The sequence below is a fragment of the Fictibacillus sp. FJAT-27399 genome, assembly GCF_001510655.1.
Lineage (GTDB): Bacteria > Bacillota > Bacilli > Bacillales > Fictibacillaceae > Fictibacillus_C > Fictibacillus_C marinisediminis.
In genome coordinates this window covers 827331-848213 of the sequence record NZ_LMVC01000002.1, presented here as the reverse complement: position 1 = coordinate 848213, position 20883 = coordinate 827331, and the positions used below count along the sequence as shown (strand labels likewise).

At 39.7% G+C, this 20883-nt stretch carries 17 protein-coding genes and 1 pseudogene; 4 read left to right on the top strand and 14 right to left on the bottom strand.

Going from position 1 to position 20883, the window contains the following annotated elements; translation table 11 throughout:
* Positions 1–35 precede the first annotated feature (35 nt).
* The 4 genes from AR335_RS09265 to AR335_RS09250 form a co-directional block, all read right to left on the bottom strand.
* Positions 36–1376, bottom strand: a complete 1341-nt coding sequence (locus AR335_RS09265) for an FAD-dependent oxidoreductase (protein ID WP_062234652.1) — start codon at positions 1374–1376, stop codon at positions 36–38.
* A 249-nt stretch (positions 1377–1625) separates the two neighbouring features.
* Positions 1626–2420, bottom strand: coding sequence for a fumarylacetoacetate hydrolase family protein (locus tag AR335_RS09260; RefSeq protein ID WP_062234649.1), 795 nt, complete (start codon positions 2418–2420; stop codon positions 1626–1628).
* Between the two features lie 13 nt (positions 2421–2433).
* Positions 2434–3639 (bottom strand): NAD(P)-dependent malic enzyme, encoded by a 1206-nt coding sequence (locus AR335_RS09255; RefSeq protein WP_062234646.1) that lies wholly within the window; start codon positions 3637–3639, stop codon positions 2434–2436.
* A gap of 118 nt (positions 3640–3757) precedes the next feature.
* Positions 3758–5938 carry a malate synthase G gene (locus tag AR335_RS09250; protein ID WP_062234644.1) on the bottom strand — a complete coding sequence of 727 codons (2181 nt, stop codon included), beginning with the start codon at positions 5936–5938 and terminating at the stop codon, positions 3758–3760.
* A gap of 173 nt (positions 5939–6111) precedes the next feature.
* Between AR335_RS09250 and AR335_RS09245 the strand changes: the two genes are divergently transcribed.
* Together AR335_RS09245 and AR335_RS23900 are read left to right on the top strand one after the other, a co-directional pair.
* Positions 6112–7008 (top strand): LysR family transcriptional regulator, encoded by an 897-nt coding sequence (locus AR335_RS09245; RefSeq protein WP_062234641.1) that lies wholly within the window; start codon positions 6112–6114, stop codon positions 7006–7008.
* Positions 7009–7517: 509 nt separating this feature from the next.
* Positions 7518–7778 carry a hypothetical protein gene (locus tag AR335_RS23900; RefSeq protein WP_156418915.1) on the top strand — a complete coding sequence of 87 codons (261 nt, stop codon included), beginning with the start codon at positions 7518–7520 and terminating at the stop codon, positions 7776–7778.
* A 331-nt stretch (positions 7779–8109) separates the two neighbouring features.
* On the opposite strand, the gene AR335_RS25485 is transcribed toward AR335_RS23900, so the two are convergent.
* The 10 genes and pseudogenes from AR335_RS25485 to AR335_RS23085 form a co-directional block, all read right to left on the bottom strand.
* Positions 8110–8412 (bottom strand): FAD-dependent oxidoreductase, encoded by a 303-nt coding sequence (locus tag AR335_RS25485; protein WP_082683416.1) that lies wholly within the window; start codon positions 8410–8412, stop codon positions 8110–8112.
* A 299-nt stretch (positions 8413–8711) separates the two neighbouring features.
* Complete coding sequence (locus tag AR335_RS09235; RefSeq protein WP_062234636.1) at positions 8712–10001, bottom strand: Nramp family divalent metal transporter; 1290 nt, start codon at positions 9999–10001, stop codon at positions 8712–8714.
* Positions 10002–10418: 417 nt separating this feature from the next.
* Positions 10419–10643, bottom strand: a pseudogene (locus tag AR335_RS09230) (4-hydroxythreonine-4-phosphate dehydrogenase PdxA); the annotation flags it as partial.
* A gap of 681 nt (positions 10644–11324) precedes the next feature.
* Positions 11325–12608, bottom strand: coding sequence for a histidinol dehydrogenase (gene hisD, locus AR335_RS09225; RefSeq protein WP_062234630.1), 1284 nt, complete (start codon positions 12606–12608; stop codon positions 11325–11327).
* Between the two features lie 45 nt (positions 12609–12653).
* Positions 12654–13664 carry a LacI family DNA-binding transcriptional regulator gene (locus tag AR335_RS09220; RefSeq protein ID WP_062234627.1) on the bottom strand — a complete coding sequence of 337 codons (1011 nt, stop codon included), beginning with the start codon at positions 13662–13664 and terminating at the stop codon, positions 12654–12656.
* 132 nt (positions 13665–13796) lie between these two features.
* Complete coding sequence (locus tag AR335_RS09215; protein ID WP_062234624.1) at positions 13797–15164, bottom strand: FAD-dependent oxidoreductase; 1368 nt, start codon at positions 15162–15164, stop codon at positions 13797–13799.
* 128 nt (positions 15165–15292) lie between these two features.
* On the bottom strand, positions 15293–16798 hold the full coding sequence (locus AR335_RS09210) for a tripartite tricarboxylate transporter permease (protein ID WP_062234620.1): 1506 nt from the start codon (positions 16796–16798) through the stop codon (positions 15293–15295).
* A 21-nt stretch (positions 16799–16819) separates the two neighbouring features.
* Entirely contained in the window at positions 16820–17275 is a 456-nt protein-coding gene (locus tag AR335_RS09205) for a tripartite tricarboxylate transporter TctB family protein (RefSeq protein WP_062234616.1), read from the bottom strand.
* A gap of 55 nt (positions 17276–17330) precedes the next feature.
* Entirely contained in the window at positions 17331–18341 is a 1011-nt protein-coding gene (locus AR335_RS09200; RefSeq protein WP_062234614.1) for a Bug family tripartite tricarboxylate transporter substrate binding protein, read from the bottom strand.
* A gap of 518 nt (positions 18342–18859) precedes the next feature.
* Positions 18860–19243, bottom strand: coding sequence for a class I SAM-dependent methyltransferase (locus AR335_RS23085; protein ID WP_234293279.1), 384 nt, complete (start codon positions 19241–19243; stop codon positions 18860–18862).
* Between the two features lie 74 nt (positions 19244–19317).
* Between AR335_RS23085 and AR335_RS23895 the strand changes: the two genes are divergently transcribed.
* Positions 19318–19485, top strand: coding sequence for a hypothetical protein (locus tag AR335_RS23895; protein WP_156418914.1), 168 nt, complete (start codon positions 19318–19320; stop codon positions 19483–19485).
* A gap of 950 nt (positions 19486–20435) precedes the next feature.
* On the top strand, positions 20436–20774 hold the full coding sequence (locus AR335_RS09190) for an STAS domain-containing protein (RefSeq protein WP_062234612.1): 339 nt from the start codon (positions 20436–20438) through the stop codon (positions 20772–20774).
* Positions 20775–20883 lie beyond the last annotated feature (109 nt).

Sequence of the window (20883 nt, the reverse complement as noted above, 5' to 3'; positions counted from 1 at the left end):
TTCCTCCAGTTTTTCAAAGATGTAAAATAATTTTGTCACTGCTTAACTCGGGATCCAAGAAAGACTCCCTGTTTCTCGAGAATACCTTGGAGCTTCGCAACATCTAATTTAGGCATCGTCACATTGTCTTTTGCTCCAAGGGCTGCTGCAACGCCGGCACTTTCCCCCATAACCAAACAAGGTGCCATATTGCGCGTTGCACCGTGTGCAAAAGAAGTGGCTGAAATGCAACGTCCAGCTACGATGATATTCTCCAGACCTTTTGGAATCATAGCACGGTAGGGAATATCAAAGGCCCCGTCGTCTCCTATCTCATAGAAGTGTGCTTGGCCAGTATCAGGATCGTGAATATCAACAGGAAAACAAATTTGACCTATAGTATCTTCAAATTTTCTTCCAACTGAAACATCTTCATCAGTAATTTCATAGAGCCCTTCAATTCTTCTAGTTTCCCGTACACCTGCAAATGAGGATGGAACAAAAGATGCATTTTCGAACCCTGGCACATGGTCTTTTAGAAATTGACTAATTTTATAGATTTGTTTTGTTAATTTTACGGTGGCACTTGATAACGAAATAGGGTCCGTACCGTCAACTCCCACTACTGCGGATGTGTTTACATTGATGTTATTCGGCCAAACAGTATTAAAAAATACTTTATGATCTTCATTCGGGAAAATATTGTTCTCACGAATAATGTCATTCCACTGACTGAATGCTCCATTAAAATAGACGGGAATAGGCTCCGGATAATCACTGCGAGTGGCCATTGCTGGCGTTGAGATGGCGATCGCATCGGCTATTTGCTGATTGTTCGTACCAAAACAACGAAGCACCATGGAGACGGGCTGCATTTTTCCAGTTTTTCGATCGCCTTTCGTGTAATTTGCTCCTGCGGATACTGCAACGTCTGCATCACCACTAGCATCAATATAGGTTTTTGCTCTAAGGGTTTTTATCCCTCCCTTTACAGCTACCTGAACACCAGTAATATTTCCTCCATCAACTTCGGTTCCAACCACATTTACCCCTAATAAAACCATTACTCCTGCTTCATCCAATAATTCGGTGGATAACGTCCGAAAAAGTTCTCCGTCAACTGGAGTCACAGAATGAACAAAGCTGCCGTATGGAATATGGCCGACAGCCCCTCCCATTGTTATGAGCCGATCAACCATTTCCTGAGCTATTCCAAATACGACCTGACGTCCATTTTTTGTGATGTAATTATGAAGACAAAGACCGGTAGTGGCATTTCCCCCAATAAACGGCTTGGACTCTAGCAGAATCGTTTTTGCTCCATTTCGCGCTGCAGCTGTGGCTGCAGCTACGCCGGTCACACCCCCACCAACAACTAGAACATCGCAATCTAACATAATTTGTTTTCCTCTCCTTCTTTTAATAATGTATACCGGTATACCGGTATAATACTGAATTTTCAGTAAAATGTAAACACCTATTTTTCCATGGTATGAAAAAAGATATGAAAATTGCATTGATGAAGACATTAATAATAAGGTGGAAAGTAATTAGGTATAATTAAACTTGGTCAAATTTCTAATCGGTTCAATAAGTAACCCCGGGGTTGCCCCGGGGTTTGATATTTTCCGCTATTGGTTTCATTATTAAATCTGAACTTTAATAGAATCTACTATTTTAGCAACTGCAACAACCGAATTACGAAGTGTGCCAATATTAGTAACCGTACACTCAATGATATCTCCATCTTTTAAAAATTCCGCCCCAAGCGGTGCACCAGTTAAAATGACATCACCAGGAAAGAGTGTCATTACACTTGATAGGTATGAAACCATTTTTTGTATCGGTATAATCATTAATTCCGTGGAACTGTTTTGTTTTTCAACATCGTTCAGTTTGGATGACACTTTAACGGTAAATGGATCCAGCTCAGTTTCAATCACAGGGCCTAACGGAGTAAAGGTGTCAAAAGATTTACCAACGGTCCAGTGGCCGTCTTGATGAAAATATTGGGGGGCGGTTACATCGTTTCCGACAGTATAGCCGAATACATAATCTAACACCTCTTCTTCCCGAACATTTTTTGCCTCTTTTCCGATGACAACCGCAAGCTCTGATTCGAACTTTACTTGATCAATATTGCCAGGTATGATGATTTCTTCTTCAGGACCAATAACAGAAGAGGTTGGTTTGAAGAAAAATACCGGAATTTCAGGCAGCTCCCGGGGCAGTTCGTCAACCTTTGAAACGTAGTTGGCTCCGATTCCAATGATTTGGTTCGGCTCAAGCGGTGAAAGAAATTTTACTTCCGTATTGGAAAAAGTTTTTCCTGTATATTCCCATTCACCAAATATATCCCCCTGAATTTCCCTTATGGTATTATTGTCCGTGATAACCCCTTTGGATACTGAAGAATGAACAGTAAATCGTGTAAATTTCATCCTAATACTCCTCTCAGCTATTAATATGTTGTTCGATGTTCATTTTCCGGGCAACTCCCGTGGTAATAGCGGTATCTGCAACTGCATTTGCTACTGCTTCTACTACTCTCTTATCAAAGGCATGAGGAATCACGTAATCATATGTAAGCTCTTCAGATGTAATTAAGTTTGCAATGGCGAAAACAGCCGACAGCTTCATTTCTTCATTGATTTCAGACGCGAACACTTGTAAAGCACCTTTAAAAATACCTGGGAACGCAAGAACATTATTTACTTGGTTCGGTAGATCTGAACGGCCGGTCCCCACTACTGCCGCACCGGCTCCCTTTGCAACTTCAGGCATAATCTCTGGTATGGGGTTAGCCATAGCAAAAATAATAGCGTCTTTACCCATGGACTCTACCATTTCCGGCGAAACGGCATCAGCAACGGAAACCCCAATAAACACGTCTGCTCCTTTAATAACGTCTTTCAATGTCCCTTCTATGTTATTTCGGTTGGTGAGTACAGAAATCCACTCTTTAATAGAATTCATTCCATAACGGCGTCCTTCATAAATAGCACCCTTGGAGTCACAAAGAATGAGGTCTTTGACACCCATATTAATTAGCAGCTTCGTAACGGCAATACCGGCCGCCCCCGCACCATTTACAACAATTTTTGAATCTTCAATGCGTTTGTTAACCACCTTTAGCGCGTTAATTAACCCCGCTGCTGTCACAATGGCGGTTCCATGCTGGTCATCATGAAAAACAGGAATATTCATTTCCTTTTTAAGACGTTCTTCAATGATGAAACAGTTTGGTGCTGAAATATCTTCTAAATTAATTCCACCAAATGTTGGTTCCAATGATTTCACAATTTGAACGATCTGCTCGACATCATTTGTGTTTAAACAGATGGGGAAACCATCAATCCCTGCAAATGCCTTAAACAACGCTGCTTTCCCTTCCATAACCGGCATTGACGCCCCTGCGCCGATATTGCCTAAACCCAAAACAGCCGAACCATCAGAAACTACAGCTACCAGGTTTCCTTTAATGGTATACTCATAGATTTTCTGGGGATCCTGGTAAATTTCTTTACACGGCTCTGCTACACCCGGAGAATAGGCTAAACTCAAATCATCCGCATCTTCTATCGAAACCTTGACTTCCACACTTAGTTTTCCTTTAGACCGTTTGTGAAGTTCCAGCGACTCTTCTCTTAAGTTTTGCATATCCTCAACTCCTAAAAATTTGTTAAACAGTAATCTCACTGCGTATGCAATGAGATTACTGTTTCAAATGTGCTCATTTCCGTTTCATGGGTTCCAAGTGGATCGGAGTAATTAGATGCTACTGTTTTACGGAAAATTTTGTCTTTGCCTCTAAACGCCGGTGGTGCAAGATAGGCTCCGTGTAACCATTTGGCTGTTCATGGCCTTTAAAAACAAGATCACAGGCTGCCTGGAATGCTACTGAATTTTCATAGTCCCTTGACATAAAACGGTAAGACGGGTCGTTAGCGTTTTGTTCATCTACTACTTTGGCCATACGCTGTAAAGTCTCCAACACTTGTTCTTTCGTACATATTCCGTGGTGCAGCCAGTTTGCCATATGCTGGCTGGAAATTCTAAGGGTTGCTCTGTCTTCCATCAGGCCTACGTTGTGGTAATCGGGCACTTTGGAACAGCCGACGCCCTGTTCTACCCAGCGGACTACGTAGCCCAATATTCCTTGCGCGTTGTTGTCCAATTCCTGCTGAATTTCATCAGAGCTCCAGTTGTGGTTTTTCACTGCAGGAAATTCTAAAATGTCATCTCGCAAATCGTTGGAATCCTTTACGAGCTCATTTTGTACCTTTGAAACATCAATTTGATGATAATGCAGAGCATGCAATGTAGCTGCCGTAGGTGAAGGAACCCAGGCAGTATTCGCCCCTGCTTTCAAGTGGCCAATCTTCTGCTTCAGCATATCAGCCATCAAATCCGGCATCGCCCACATACCTTTTCCGATCTGGGCACGGCCCTGGAAACCAGCAGTCAACCCTACGAGTACGTTAGATTTTTCATATCCTTGCAGCCATTTTGATGATTTCATGTCATTCTTAGGAATCATAGGGCCGGCTTCCATTGATGTATGGATCTCGTCACCTGTCCGATCGAGAAAGCCTGTATTAATAAAAGCAACTCTATCCTTAACTTCACGAATGCAAGCTTTCAAGTTTAGTGAAGTTCGGCGTTCTTCGTCCATTACACCGATTTTTATCGTATTCCGTTCTAGTCCGAGCATGTTTTCTACGCGGTCAAGGAGCTCATTAGCAAAACCCACCTCTTCTGATCCATGCATTTTCGGCTTAACAATGTATATCGATCCCTTGGAAGAGTTTTGATAAGGGCCATTTTCTAATAGAGAATGCTTAGCGAGAAGGCTCGTGATGACACCGTCAAGAATCCCTTCTTGAATCTCCTGCCCATCCTCAAGCAGGATCGCGTTATTCGTCATCAAGTGGCCAACATTGCGGACAAACATCAGAGATCTTCCTGACAATGTGAATTCCTCTCCAGTCGGAGAAACGTAAATGCGATCCGGATTGAGACTCCGTGTCATTGATTTGCTTCCCTTTTGAAAGGTAGCAGCTAAATCACCCTTCATCAGACCAAGCCAGTTGCGGTAGACTAGCACTTTATCCTCAGCATCTACGGCGGTTACGGAGTCTTCACAATCCATGATCGTTGTGATTGCTGCTTCGATCAGAATGTCTTTAATGCCTGCATCATCTGTTTTACCAATGGGGTGATTGCGGTCAATCTGGATTTCAAAATGAAGCCTGTTGTTTTTGAGCAGAACGGCGGTTGGGTTTTCCAGATCTCCCTGAACGCCCACAAGCTTTGAAGGGACTTTAAGCCTGGTGGTCTTCCCGTTATTAAGCGTAACGGATAATCCCCCATCAACAATCTGATACTGAACCGCGTCTTCATGCGAGGCATCATTTAAAGGTACTGACTGGTCGAGAAATTCTCTGCCAAAGGCGATAACCTTCTCACCTCGCACCGCATTATAACGATCCCCTCGCTTGGCCTCATTTTCTTCACTGATGACATCAGTTCCGTAAAGAGCATCGTAGAGGCTCCCCCAGCGGGCATTAGCCGCGTTAATGGCATAACGGGCATTGTTCACCGGAACGACGAGTTGTGGCCCTGCTTGGACAGCAATTTCATCGTCTACCCCTTGTGTTGTAATTACAAAATCTTCTACTTGTGGTTCGAGATAGCCAATTTCTTGGAGAAAGGATTTATACGCATCAAAATTGAACCGTTCCCTATTTTCCACATGCCATTTATTTACTTGGTCTTGGATCTCATCACGGCGAGCTAATAATTCTTTGTTTTTTGGTGTTAACTCTTTGACCAATACTCCAAAATCAAACCAAAACTTTTCACGATCCACGCCGCTTCCTGGTAGCGCTTCTAAGTTAATAAATTCATAAAGCTTTGGAGCCACTTGAAGATTACCCACTTTTACATAGTTTGTCATTGTCATGTCCTCCTTTGATTAAGATAGGCTAAGTCATTAAACAAAACAAATTAAAATAGTTTTATTATTTTAAATTTTATAATAAAATTAGATATACTCAAAATACATATTTAGAATGTGGTTTATGCATTTTGGTTATAACGTTTTTTGGAAATTAAATAGGAGTGATTATTTTGGAGATTCGGCATTTAGAATATTTCTCAGAAGTTGCTAAACAATTAAGTTTTACCAAAGCTGCTTCTGTTTTGCATGTTTCCCAACCTTCAATTAGTAAAGCAATTAAAAATTTAGAAGAGGAACTAGGGGTGCATCTGTTTGATCGAACCAAGAATTTAGAATTAACCGATGCTGGTAAAGCTGTGTTGTACAATGCCCAAAAGGTGCTTGAAACTTTTTATAACTTAACTTCAGAGCTTAATGATGTCATGGATTTAAAAAAAGGGGAAATTAAAATTGGTATTCCCCCGATTATAGGAGCTGCTTTTTTTTCAAAACTTGTCAGTCAGTATATAGAATTCTATCCCTTAATAAAAATAACTCTTAATGAAGTGGGATCAAAAAAAATAAAAAACGAAGTAGAAGACGGTTCATTAGACATCGGATTAATTTGTAATTTACCAATTAACAAAGGAAATTTAGAAATAATTAAGGTTATTACAGATCCATTAATGTTGATTGTTAACAGGGAAAATCCACTGGCAAAACAAAAAATTATAGACTTATCAAATTTAGAAAATGAGCCATTTATTTTATATAGACAGGACTTTACTCTTTATGATCGTATTCTTGAGGAATGTACAAAAAAAGGCTTCTCTCCAAACGTTGTATGCCAGAGTTCTCAGATGGATTTCATGATTGAAATGGTTGATTCAAAACTGGGTGTAGCGTTATTACCTAGTAAAATTGCAAAGGCAATAAATAATCCGAACATTACGGCACTAAAAGTGTCCAATTCTAATATAAACTTAGAATTAGGAATGGTATGGAAAAAAAACAAATACCTATCTACAGCACTGCGTGAATTTATTTCACTATCAAAACAGTTTGCAGACAACCTAACCAATGATTAACAATGTTATACATACCAATAGGAAAAAGGTATACAGCCTTCTTAACGTAATCCTTTGTGAACATCAGCATGCAAAGTAAACCTGTTCAGTAAGATAATTAAACCCCGCCTTCTTAAGAAAGTGGGGTTTATTCTTTCCACACAGTCAAAGAATTTTTCAAGGCGCTGCCGCTAAAATCTGACACATGGTTGCGATATTTTTCTTCCTACCTATGACTAGAGGTGCTGTCTCTTTGCCAAAAGCGGATAAAGAGGAAATTCATCTCTTTTTGTTCAAGGAGTTTTAGGTAGTTGTGGTAGGGATTCGAACACCACTCAGCCATTTGAATTAACAACCATTGCAAACTTCATGATTTAATAAGTGCCGTGGAATCTCACCCCTTAAAGGACTTTTTTCTAAGAAAAAGTTTAAGCGGTTTCGGCCCTGAAGATTCTCTTCCATATTGGCTTAGCTATGAAGCCTATTCAGAATACTTCCGTTGTTTCAACAACCCAGCTGCTATATCTGCAATGTGCGAAGACTATCGAGCAAGCGCAGGGATTGATCTGATTTTGGACAGGGCTGACCGGGAAACAGGGAAGAAAATAGAATGCGAGGTATTGGTGCTCTGGGGAGAAAAAGGAGTGGTCGAAAAATATTATGATCCTATAATGGAATGGCGGAATGCTGCTAATAGAGTACAAGGAAATAAGCTGCCTTGTGGGCATTTTATTCCTGAAGAAGTCCCGGAATTGCTTCTTCAGGAACTGTTAACCTTTCTAAGATCTTAATCTTATAGGGGGAATCCCATTTAATAAAGGATATATGAAATTTTGATTTTGCTTGATAAATGTTTGGCTTATACATTATTAAACTTAGAAAAAAACTCAAACTACCTGTTTCCAGTAAGAGGAACGGAGACAAGTAGTGAGTTTTGAGAATACTATATGCTCAATCCTTTAAGTTGCATTTTTGTGAATTAGACCGGTTTCAGCAAGCTGGAGGTGCTACTGTCCAAAAGTTTATCCCATTTATCCAATAATACCTTCTGATAACTAGCAGTATCTTAGAAGATAGACTGTGCACATTTGCCTGAAAATGAGTATAATGTCGTCAAATAGTTTAGACAAATTTATGCGTGGTTACAGCATCCTTTGAGGTTCCTAACGGAATATTGTATTTAGATAGCTCCTGTTGGACTTCTTTAACATCAACATCACGTGGCAAAACTCCATTTTTTACTGCCAATGAAGCTGCAACAGCTACCGCCTCTCCTGTTAACGCACATGCAGGTACGTTTCTAGTAGAGCCAAAAGCTATTTCATCTACCGAAATGCACCTTCCAGCAACAAGGAGCCCCTCAACATCTTTTGGAATTAAGCATCTAAAAATATACCTGCTGTTGCGCAGGACTTTGAGGAACATAAAGAAGACATGTGGGAACTAGTTGTACCGGAAAAAAAGGAAGCGACTGTACGCTAAAAAAGATGGTTTTAATTAGATTATACCTAAAAACCATATAACACCTACATTTAAAAGTCTAAAATATGACGTAATGGGTTGTGTAAGTCCATCCTTTTCCCTTCCAAGCATGAATTCTGCCCCGGCCAAACGTATTAACGCCTTGTCGGGCTGCACGTATAGACGCTACAACACCCGTTATTCCCGCACCTACAACAGTTAAATTCATGATAATCCTAGATGGCATTACTTACCACAAGTTACTAGCTAAAAAAACCCATTATCAATTTCATTGTCCCCCAAAAAGCAAGGATAGTAGTTACGACTAAGATTAAGTTTTCAAACCAATTGTTACGATATTTTCCCAGCTCCTTTTTGTTGGAAAGAATTAAAATTCCTATGGAAATAACCGGTATACCTATAACTGATAGAGCACTTACATATAAGGTAACGGTAACAAACCCAGGCATACCTGGAATGGCCCATAATATGGGTGTAATTAGAATAAATAAACTAAACCATTTGAACAGGGGATCATTATCAAGCTTTTCGCCGAATTTCTCTTTTCGTTCATGCTTAATGATCTGAAGAGAATCAATAGCCAGTTTTGGAAGACCATTCGCATTTCCAATATAGCTGCTATATAAGGCACCAAATACGCCAAGATAAAATAGGAAAGACCCGAAATAACCAAAGTGTATAGATAATATATTTGATAAATCATTTAACCCTATAACTTGAATTCCGTTGGGTTTTAATATTTCGGCCCCTACGATCCATATCGACAGAGTTATGAGGATGGTCATTATGATGCCAAACAACAAATCATTTCGTTGAAGTCTTTTGTCTAGGGGGTTTGACCAACCTTTATCTTTGATGAAATACATATAAGAAAAATTATTAATGGATCCAGCAACTGTACCAATAAGTGAGAGAACAAGAAGCAACGCGCCATATGCACCAACATTAGCCGGGATGTCAAATCCAATTGTACCTTTTACAAGATTGCCTACACTTGGAGTTGACCAAATTGCTAAACCGACAATTGAAATAGTCATAACAGCTAGCAATACCTTCATCACGTTTTCAATGGTATTGAAGATGTTCTTTCTAATAATGAATAAGGAGACAATCCCAGTGAAAACCGACCACATAAAAGGAGGGCCAAAGTTGAAAATCCAAGCAAGAACCTCTCCGGTCCCAATGATTACAGAGGCATTGTACAAATGACCCATAATAAGGGCATATAAGCCTAAAAAGTAAGGTAAAGACTTATGCAGCCGACTAAAACCTTGTAGAATTGAAATTCCCTCTGAGTTGCAAAGCTGGTAGCGCGCCATAATATTGACAATAGCAAACCGAATTAGCAAAGACAGAGCAAGGGCCCACATCAGACCATAACCATACGAGGCACCAGCAACGGAAGCACTTACTAAATCTCCCGCACCAAGCCAAGTTAATGCAACAACAATTCCCGGTCCATAATTTCGCATAATTCCTCTTTTAACAGGAGATTCCTTTTCTATATGACTTGTCTTCAGCTCTACGGTCATTCATCCATCCTCCCAAAAAAGTTAGTATCGATCATACCCATTTTGTAACCGAACTTGAGTCGCAGGAAAAACGCAGAGAGAAAAACTAGTTGTTTTTACATGGTGGAGGCCTGCACTGCAATTCTACTTGTATAAAATCCATCCCATTAGTTAACCTCCTTCCTATTGGGAACGCTTTCAAAATAATCTATGTTTACTTAATACTTGTTACTAAAAGGAAAAAGCTAGCATCATCGTGGTGTGGGTTTGTTTGAGGCGTACAGTTCGGGATAGCAGTATTGTTGTAATTTGGCTCATACAAACAGTAGTGGTATTTCTTATTCGCTTTCATTAAATGACTGCTAACGTTTTCACGTCAATCTGATTAAGCTAAACTGTTTTTTTATACATGGTTTTCTTGTCTTTAAGGGGAATATATTATTTATGATTACGCCTTTTTGCAGCACGGAATTGTTTAGCATATTTTGCAGCCAGCTTAATGGCCTCCTCCATACTAACTGAACCCGCAAGTCCATTTCCAGCAATATCGAAGGCTGTTCCTTGATCGACAGACGTGCGAAGGAATGGCAAACCATTGGTAATCGTCCGTGCAATATGCCCTTGATCATGGTAAATAGATAGAACAGCGTCATATTTTCCGTGCCTAATGGAATACGGAATCATCCGGTGAAATCGGCAAAACAACTGCAAGAAGATGGAAAGATAGAAGTACTTGAGTATGGAACCCAAGAAGGATATGATGGCCTGTATTTAAAGACCAATACACTTAATAGATCGTGGCTACCTTGACCTGATTAATGCACCCTGACTAAAAGAGAGTTCGCTGATTATTTTTGACAAAAACGATTCCCTCAGTTGGCATAATTTCAGGAAAAAGCGGCCACATAGCGTTTTGAATGTACACTCGATATTTAAGATGTTTTATTCCTTTGGACTGTTTTCAAAAATTACCGAATGTAATTTACCCTATATTATATTAATTTTCTATCAATCGTTGTAAACTAATAGTATAAAATACTGATTTGGGTTATTTTAGTAATCGAGGGAGAACTGGCATAGTTCTCCCTCGTTTTCCTCTATGTTCTTGGACAAAAAAACCGTCAGGTTTGGGTCAAAAAGAACCGTCAATATTAGGACAAAATCTTATGTCATTAACAATTAAAGATTACGCATTTGTTGTTAGCAGGAAGTTAGCTTACTCATCAGTTCTCTCTTCAGCAACAATGACTTTTTTCATCCAGCTATTGGGTCTTGGCCAGTTGAAAGGATCCTTTTTCATTCCGATAATAGGCATCAAACCCTTACTTTTTAACGCTATATAAGTCAACTTTTAATGGTTTGATACCGGCGTACACGTAAAAGCGCTTGTTCCCTATGACCCATAAAATTTTCTAATTCACACAAACGAGCAGCATATTCTCCAATAAAAACACTTGCTTCTGGTGTACACTTTTGATAGGTACAAGTTTTTATAAATTTACCTACCCATAGTCCTCCTGTATAGCGAGCTGCCCCCTTTGTGGGAAGAGTGTGATTTGTTCCGATCACCTTATCCCCATAGGCAACATTTGTTTCCTTGCCAAGGAATAAGGCACCATAATTTGTCATGTTGTTCAAATAATAATCCGGATTCTCAGTAAGTACCTCTACATGCTCATATGATAACTTATCAGCTTCGAACACTGCTTCTTCTTCATTTTCAACCAAAATTATGATTCCGTTCTCTTCCCACGCAACTCGTGCAACATCTGCCGTTGGGAGAGTTGTTAATTGGCGTTGAATTTCCTCAAGGGTTTCCTCAGCTAATTTTTCAGAAGTGGTGATAAGAGCCCCAGGAGAAGTCGGTCCGTGTTCAGCTTGACCCAATATATCACAAGCAACCATTTCCGCATCTGCTGTATCGTCCCCAATAACTAAGACCTCAGTTGGTCCTGCAAGCAGGTCAATTCCAACTCGACCGAAAAGCTGTCTTTTAGCTTCGGCCACGTATGCATTCCCGGGACCTACAAGCATATCGACAGGAGCTATGGTGTCTGTTCCTAGGGCCATAGCCGCCAGTGCCTGAACTCCTCCAAGAATATATATCTCATCTGCACCCGCTAAATGCATGGCAGTAACAGTAGCAGCAGGAATTTCGCCGTTAATCGGGGGCGTACAGGCAATGATACGTTTAACTCCAGCCACTTTAGCTGTAACTATACTCATATGGGCGGATGCGACCATAGGATACCGTCCCCCTGGGATATAACAACCCACACTGTTGACTGGAATATTCTTATGACCTAATGTAACCCCCGGGAGGGTCTCCACTTCAACATCCTTTATGGAAGACCTTTGTTCCTCGGCAAATCTACGTATTTGAGCTTGAGCAAATTTGATGTCATCTATCGTTTTCTCTGAGACTGTTTTAATTATTTCCTCAATTTCTAATCGGGACAGTCGAAAACTCTCAGGAGACCATTGATCGAACTTATTAGACAGTTCTCGTATAGCCTTATCACCGTTACTTGTTACATTATTAATGATTCCACGTACAGTTTCATATACTTGTGCTTCTGCCCTTTGCTGTTCTTCCATATTCTTGCCCGTTTTTAAGAATCTCGCCAAGGTTAATTCCTCCTCTTATTTATTTGGAATTATTCTGTTATATCTTTAGAACTCCCTTACTCTGTTTAATCCGGTTGTCTTACGTATAATTAGTTCTGGTTGAAGCACAATCTGTCGGGGTTGACTGACTGTTTCTCTTTGTTCAATCATATCAAACAGATTATCAGCAGCAATTTCGCCCATCTTAAATTTAGAGTTTCCAACAGTAGTCAACTGAATCGCATGATGAGAAGCCATGCCTACGTTATCCATCCCTGCCAGACTAATGTCCTCTGGAATTCGAAGCCCCATGGATAGTATTGCATCCATACAGGAAAATGCTATCGCTGTTGAACCGCAAATAATAGCAGTCGGCCGTTCACTCATGTGCATTAACTTTAAGGTTACCTTTTCTATATCGTCTGGTTTTGTATCAACAATATGGAACAATCCCGGATGAATAGGAATTTCCTCCCTGTTCATTACGCTTTCAAAACCAAGTTTTCGTTCGTAATGAGTCGAAACATGGATACCCCCTGAAATGTAGGCAATTCTTTTGTGTCCTAATTCCAAGATATGTTGGGTAATGATTTCTCCAGCTAAAATATTGTCCAAAACAACATAATTACCCCCGCTTTTCGGTCGCCTGTTAAACAGCATATATGGAATGCCTGAGTTCTCAATCTCATGAAAAATAGGGTCTTCCAATTTAATTGATGACATCAGAACGCCCTCTAACTTGTTCCCTCTGATCGTATCAATTACATCACGGAATGGCATCGCCTCTTCGAAGTAAACCATCGTTTTAAAACCACGGCTTGTTGCTAAATTAACAATTGAAGTTGTAGTTTCTACATAAAACCCGTTATAAAGCGTGCCAGTGATTAGAGCTAACGTCCTTGTGCTATTGGTAACAAGGCTGCGAGCTATTAGGTTAGGCTGATAACTAAGATCCTTCATAGCATGTAAAACTACATTGCGTGTTGCTGGTTTGACACTTTCAGGGTTATTTAGTACCCGAGAAACAGTAGATTGAGAAACACCCGCTATCTTTGCAACATCTTTTGATGATACCATAATCCAATACCTACTCCTTGCCAATCATATATGAATACGTAACCAAATTTACTTATTAAGTATAAAATAACAATTCATTGTGTTCAACAAAACCGCCCAAAAAATGAGCGGTTTCCATACAAGAAGTCAATCTTAAATAGGATTATAAGTAGTTTCTGGAGTTCCTAAAGGAATGTTATGTTCGATCAGTCCTCTCTGAACTTCTTTAATTGGAACCTCTCGCGGCAATAAGCTATTTTGAACCGCAATTGCGGCGGTTACAGCAGCAGCTTCACCTGTTAAAGCACATGCAGGAACGTTTCGAGTTGAACCAAAAGCTATTTCGTCTACCGAAATGCACCTTCCGGCAACCAGAAGTCCGTCCACTTCTTTCGGAATTAAACATCTTAAAGGAATGCCATACCCTTTTCCGACGTTATCCATAATTGCTTTTTCTCCGCCAGGTTCATGCACGTCAACAGGGCAATTACTGAGTCCGATTGCATCTTCAAATCGGGCTTCACTTCTCACATCATTTTCGGTCAATATATATTCTCCCACTATTCTACGAGTTTCTCTAATGCCAAGTTTCGGCGCAACTTCAAGAAATATGGAGGTTTCAAAGCCCCGTACGTATTTTTTTAGAAAATCAAATGCACTATAAGCTTGTTTGCGAATTTCGATTTCCGCACGGCTCAATGTGCGCTCGTCTAACCCGTTTCCATGGAACCTTGTGACATTGATATTTAATTCACCCGGAATAAGTCCCGCTTTAAACGTTATATGGTTTTTGGGGATAATCCAGTCGAAACCGTCTTTCTTCGCTTCCTCAATACGCTTCGACAAACCTGTGGCAAAAAAGACGATTGCATAATCTTCGTTTGTTGCTCCCTCTTTATCAGGAACTACAAGCTCCCACATATCTTCTTTATTTTCTTTAAAATCCTGAGCTACGGCAGGTATGTCTACGTTTAATACTCTAAAATAGGAAGTAATAGGTTGCGTTAGTCCGTCCTGTGGCCGGCCGAGCATGAATTCGGCACCCGCTAAGCTGGCTACATCACCATCCCCGGATGAGTCGATTACAACTTTAGCCAATAAAAGCTTGGTTCCTGACTTCGTACGAATCTGAATCCCCTTCAATTGTTTACCTTCACGGACTACATCCGTGACGTGGGCATGCAGCAGTACTTCCACGCCTGCTTCCTCCACCACATCGATAATCACACGTTGCATGACTTCAGCGTCGAAAACTCCAGTATAACTTCCCCAATATGAACGTCTAGTTTGGTTGTCTGCCCCTTTATACTCCGCTGCGCGATTAATCAATTCCTTAAATACTCCACCGTTAACCAAACCGGTTGGCTTTGTCAATCGGCCTCCGGTAACAAGGCCTCCTAAAACTCCACTTCCCTCAACCAGCAAGGTTTTCATGCCTTCACGCGCTGCCCGGATAGAAGCTACAACACCAGTTACCCCTGCACCTACAACAACCACATCATATTCACCGAATAGATCCATTTCTATCACTCCTTATCAAATTTAAACAAATGACTTCAAAGAGGTTTCGCTTTACCTTATGAAAATTGTTTACTTGTAAACCTGTTTGAATGCGTATTCATAAATTCCTGAAATAACTCTAAACGATTTTATATTTCCACATCATGGGCAAGAATTGACCTTTTTTTCTTTATTTCGCTAAATAGACTAATAACGACTATGAGTAATGTGACCGTAATAAGAATGGCGGAAATTGGTCTATCAAAAAAGATCAGAAAGCCGTCTTCTGAGATAGTTAAAGACCTCAATAAAGAAGATTCAATTTGTTTTCCCAGAACGAATGTTAATACAGTAGGTGCAAGTGGAAAGTCCATTTTTTTCATAAAATAACCAAGAACCCCAAATATGATCATAGCACCAACATCCCAAAGGCTGTTTTTCACACTATAAGCTCCTACCATAGAAATAATTAAAATAAGTGGAAACAATAGTTTATAAGGTATCAAAGCGATTTTTGCCCAGACTCCGGCTAATGGAAGATTCATGATAAGGAGAAGTACATTACCAATCAGCATGCTGGCAATCACCGCCCATACAAAATGTGAATTGTTCTGGAATAGGGCTGGGCCCGGTGTTAAACCATGCATAATAAATGCTCCTAATAGCACAGCCACAGTAGGCGAACTGGGTAAACCCAACGTTAACAACGGGATTAGAGCAGCTCCACTGTATGCGTTGTTTGCCGTTTCAGGACCTGCCACACCTTCTATTGCTCCTTTCCCAAAACGGGACGGTTCTTTTGAAAATTTTTTCTCAGCTGAATAAGATACAAGTGACGCGATCACGGCATTAGCTCCAGGTATCAGTCCCAAGAAAAATCCAATGGCAGTCCCTCTGGTAATTGACATCATTGAAATTTTCCATTCATCTTTTTTAGGAAACAATCCCTTAATTTTTGGTACTTTCTCCGATTTTGCTATATTCTCAGCACCAATTAATATTTCAGAAACACCGAACAATCCCATAGCCACTATGACAAAATCAAAACCATTCATTAACTCCATTTGACCAAAGGAAAACCGCGCAACACCTGAAACTGAGTCAGTTCCAACCAAGGATAGAATTAGTCCAATAACGGCAGCTATTAACCCTCGTAGCAATGATTTCCCCATCAGTCCCAACAACATCATTAAACCTAGGGTCATTAGGGCAAAAAACTCAGGAGGACCAAAACTCAAAGCGAATTTGGCAAGAGGCGGTCCTATAAACGTAAGCCCTATAATCGCAATCGTTCCTCCAATAAATGAACCGATTGCCGCAATTCCAAGAGCTGCTCCTGCCCTGCCTTGTTTAGCCATTTGATGTCCATCTATACAAGTGATAACAGACGCAGCCTCCCCTGGTGTATTGATTAAGACAGATGTTATTGTCCCACCATACATTGCACCATAAAATATCCCCGACAACATTATTATTGCAGACACAGGTTCCATTCCAAACGTAATCGGTAGCAATATCGCTGTTCCTGCAGTTGGCCCAAGTCCAGGCATCACACCTACTAGCATTCCAACTATAACTCCGAGTAAGCAATAGAGCAGGTTCCACCAGGTGAGCGCTGTTTCAAATCCTTGTAATAATTGAAGAAGCGAATCCATTCTCCTCCCCCCTTTTATTTTTTAGAAACCAAAATTGTTAACCGGCAGAGGAACACTTAGAAGTCCATGAAACACCCAAAATAACAAAATGGTTACTCCAATAGATATTAATAAATTTATATACCATCTGTATTCACCTGACAGGAGAATAAATAGAAATATAATCCCTGCCATAATAAAACCAATAAACGGTACAATCAGAATAAATCCCACTAACGCTGTAAGTACTTTCAAAAGTTGTTTTGAGTCTTTCCCTTTAGGTAATATCTCTGCAAATGTGATTCTTTCTTTTCTGATTGATCTGATGATATACAAAAAAGAAAAGACAATTAGAATACCACTTAACCACAACGGAAACATTCCTGGACCAGGTCCCAACTTGCTTGAATATTGATAAGAAAGAGACTGAACAAACATTAATCCTCCAAAAATCAAAATAATTAAACCAGCCCATACTCCTGCATTTTGGCTTCTCATTTTCCCCCCTCTTTCATAAGGAAATTTTTTTTAAAAGAAAAAATAATTTACTGCTCTACTGTTTCTCGGATAACCCTGATTTTTTCATTATCTCGGCACTTGTTTTTGTAGATGCTTTTATAATCTTCTTGAATTCTTCGGGGCCAGCGTAAGTCGGTTCTGTACCAATTTTTTTAAATTGAGCCAATACTTCTGGCTGTTGTAATGCTTTTTCGAATGCCTTGTCTAAGGCCTGAACAATATCCTTAGGCGTGTTTTTTGGTGCCAGTATACCAGTCCATGTATCAAACCCTGGATAACCTTTCTCTTTCAAGAACGGTGCATCTTTATAAACATCTGTTTTTGATGAACCCAAGTTAGCTAATACTCTCATTTTGCCTGCATCTGTATGGGGTTTCGCTTCCTGTACCCCTACTATCGCTCCCATGATATGTCCTCCTAGTAGAGCGGTTATAGACTCCGCGGAACCATCAAAACCAACATGCTTGGTTTTAACTTCGTAAGTAACATTTAACGTCTCCATGGCCACATGCTTTGTATCCCCTGTACCTGCAGTTCCATAGGTGAATTTAGACGGATTTTTCTTTACGTAGTCCAACCACTCATCAAATGTCTTCCATGGAGCATCACTTTTTACCACTAACAGATTTGGAGCGGAGTTTAACAGTGATATCGGTGCAAAATCGTTAGACTTATATGGTGTATTTCCCATATTTGGTTGGATAATAAGATTACCCGTTGTCACTGATCCTAGCTTGTACCCGTCCGGCTTTTGTTGAAAGACTTCCGCTAATTGAATGGATCCACTTGCCCCAGTTTTGTTCGATACAACAATGGACTCCTTGTTTGGGAGATATTTACTGGCAGCTTCTGCCACAATGCGCGTAACAATATCCGCTTGCCCTCCCGCCGCAAATCCGACGGTCATTTCAATGGGCTTTTTCGGATAACCGGTATTATTGGTTTCAGAAGCATTTGACGTTTTAGATTGCGAACATCCCACTGACATAGAGCTAATCAATATTAACGCAATGATAACAGTTAATATTTTTTTACTTGCTTTCATCCTGTAAACCCCCTCATCAAATTGGTAGCGCTCTCATAAAAAGAAACTTCAATCTTCCGAATAATAACAAACTTCAATTTAAAATGATCAAGCTTGGTCCTAAAAACTTAAAGATCACCTCTTATTGGTAAAATTTTGTAAAAATTATGCTGACTGGAGTTTTGAATACGTATTCATAAAACAAGTATATATTTCCTGTTTGTAATTTGTCTAGTGTATTCTGAAAATTTTGTAAAATATAAAAACACATTTTTCAGGAAGTACAAAATATGAGGAAGAACTGCCCCCTTAACACTCTGAACAATGAATATGGATAAACCTACCTGTAGTAATACCCTTAATTTGTTTAAATTAGTGTGATAAGGTGAATATAGATGGTTTTTCCAACGAATCCCCATCAACCGTTGTGTCCCTCGTTTAGTCGGATTTCACTAAAAGAGGGATCTTTTTTTATTTTTGATTTCAACCGATGTTAAATATTTGAGTCATTCATAGTGGCCTACTTTTATGTACTTTCATCAGTTCATTGCAAAAATAAACGGCCGTGAAATCGCGTGGTTTATGAGGTTTTTGACAAATAAAAAATGGGGACCAATTGTCAAATCACCCATAGGATAGAAATACGGAGAGAACCGACGAAAATGAAAAGAGGAGGCCCTGACCGAAATCAAGGATAGCTTTAGTACACGATAGATTTCTTTCAATGCTTTTTTCCTTTCCATTGCGTTCTTGATATTATGTAAAGCCAAACTAGACACAACCACATCAAAGTAATGATCAGAAAATGGTAGGTCTCGCGCATCTGCATGGTGTATTTCGATACGTTCAGCGACTTCTTCAGCCTTATCATTGTTATAGGTTGCTTCAGGACTATTTCCAGATTGATCTTGCTGATTCCAAATATTGATACCAATAGCTTTGCCTGTTGTTACCCGTGAAGAAGGATTAGAACGCTAATCACTCAAGAAGTGGGAAGATGACTCATCGTGTAACGTCTGATGAAATTTCAAGAGCCAGGGAGATCCATTTGATCGACTATCTAGTAGCAAAAGGTGAACCTATAAAATCAGAAGGCGTTCGTCAGAGGTTTTATCGCCACCAGGAACATGACCCCAACTGTGGGTTTGCCCTTTATTTCAAATAAAAACGGTTCCGCTTCCATTCAATCCAAATGAGCCTAAAAAGGTCAAGCCCCTGATCATCCAGAGAAATGTTTGTGAAGACAGAAGAACCTTTTGCCTGAAGAGAGTTGTACAAAGCGAGATTCAGTTGTCTTGAATAGTCATAGCGGTAATTTCCTGCATAATTAGCATATTTGCTTCCTTCTGTTGTTCGAGGATTAGGAACAAATTGCGCGGAATGGACATCGTTAAATCTTCATCAGTGCCTTCAATTTTGTAAAATCCCTAGTGGTGCAGATCTAGGAACACATCCACACGACCAAATATTGAATTCGGTAGTTGCCCGCTTTTTTGTACGGTATTTTAGGATTAGACCAAGATCGTCAAAACTAGTACTTTTACGACAAATTAACCCAGTACCTATAAATAAATTATTATGAAATAATAAAATCATCCCAAGTACAGACTGCATTTAAGATCTCCTTAAGGAAAATGTGAAAATGATTTGTTCGTGCTTGAGGTACTGGCTAGCTTTGCAAAACTTGTCAGAGCAGATTTATATTTAAGAACGGGTTTGTGTAAACATACCCAACTTTATAAAATGGTCTCGTTCTTCTTAACAATTCGAGGGTATTTTTGTACTAATTGTGATTTGAAGAACACCATTGATCCCCTTCTTTCTTTTTTGATTCCAAGTTTCTTTTCACTTTCATAACTAACAAGTCCGTCCACTTTGTTGAACTTTAGGAGGATCATCCTGTTAACCATTAAATGGGGGATTAGATAGTATGTATTTTTTATATTCTGTTTTATCGATCATGGGGAATTGATGATGTGAATGTCTATAAAAAGATTAAAGTCATTTAGTTATAACAAAAGCCAATTCATCGTCCCTACATATAACCTACGCTAATACACTATATAAAGTTAAGGATGAATTTTCTGGCCAATTCTACTCTTGGGGGGAAAACAAATGAATCTTAAAATTAAACATGAACATTTAAACGATTCACATTATTTAGTATTGTATGGAGAAATTGATGTCTATACTGCACCAAAGTTAAAAGAAGTACTTATACCACTATCAGAAGAAAAAAAGAAAGACATTATTATCGATCTTCAACAAATTGACTTCATGGACAACACGGGGTTGGGTATTTTCATTAAAGTTCTTAAGTCCTTGAAAAAGAACGACAGTACGCTAAAGCTAAGAGGGTTGACGGATCGTGTCCACCGATTATTTGACGTATCCGGTCTTACAGAAGTGATGGACATAGGGAAGAAAACGGAATTCTTCCCCCAAAAGGTATAATTTATTATCCCCTTCTACCTTATAAACGTCCTTCTTTATATTACATATAGAATATACGACAGCAAAACGCGTAGGGTATACTAAGACGATTCGGTCTTTTCGGAAAGAG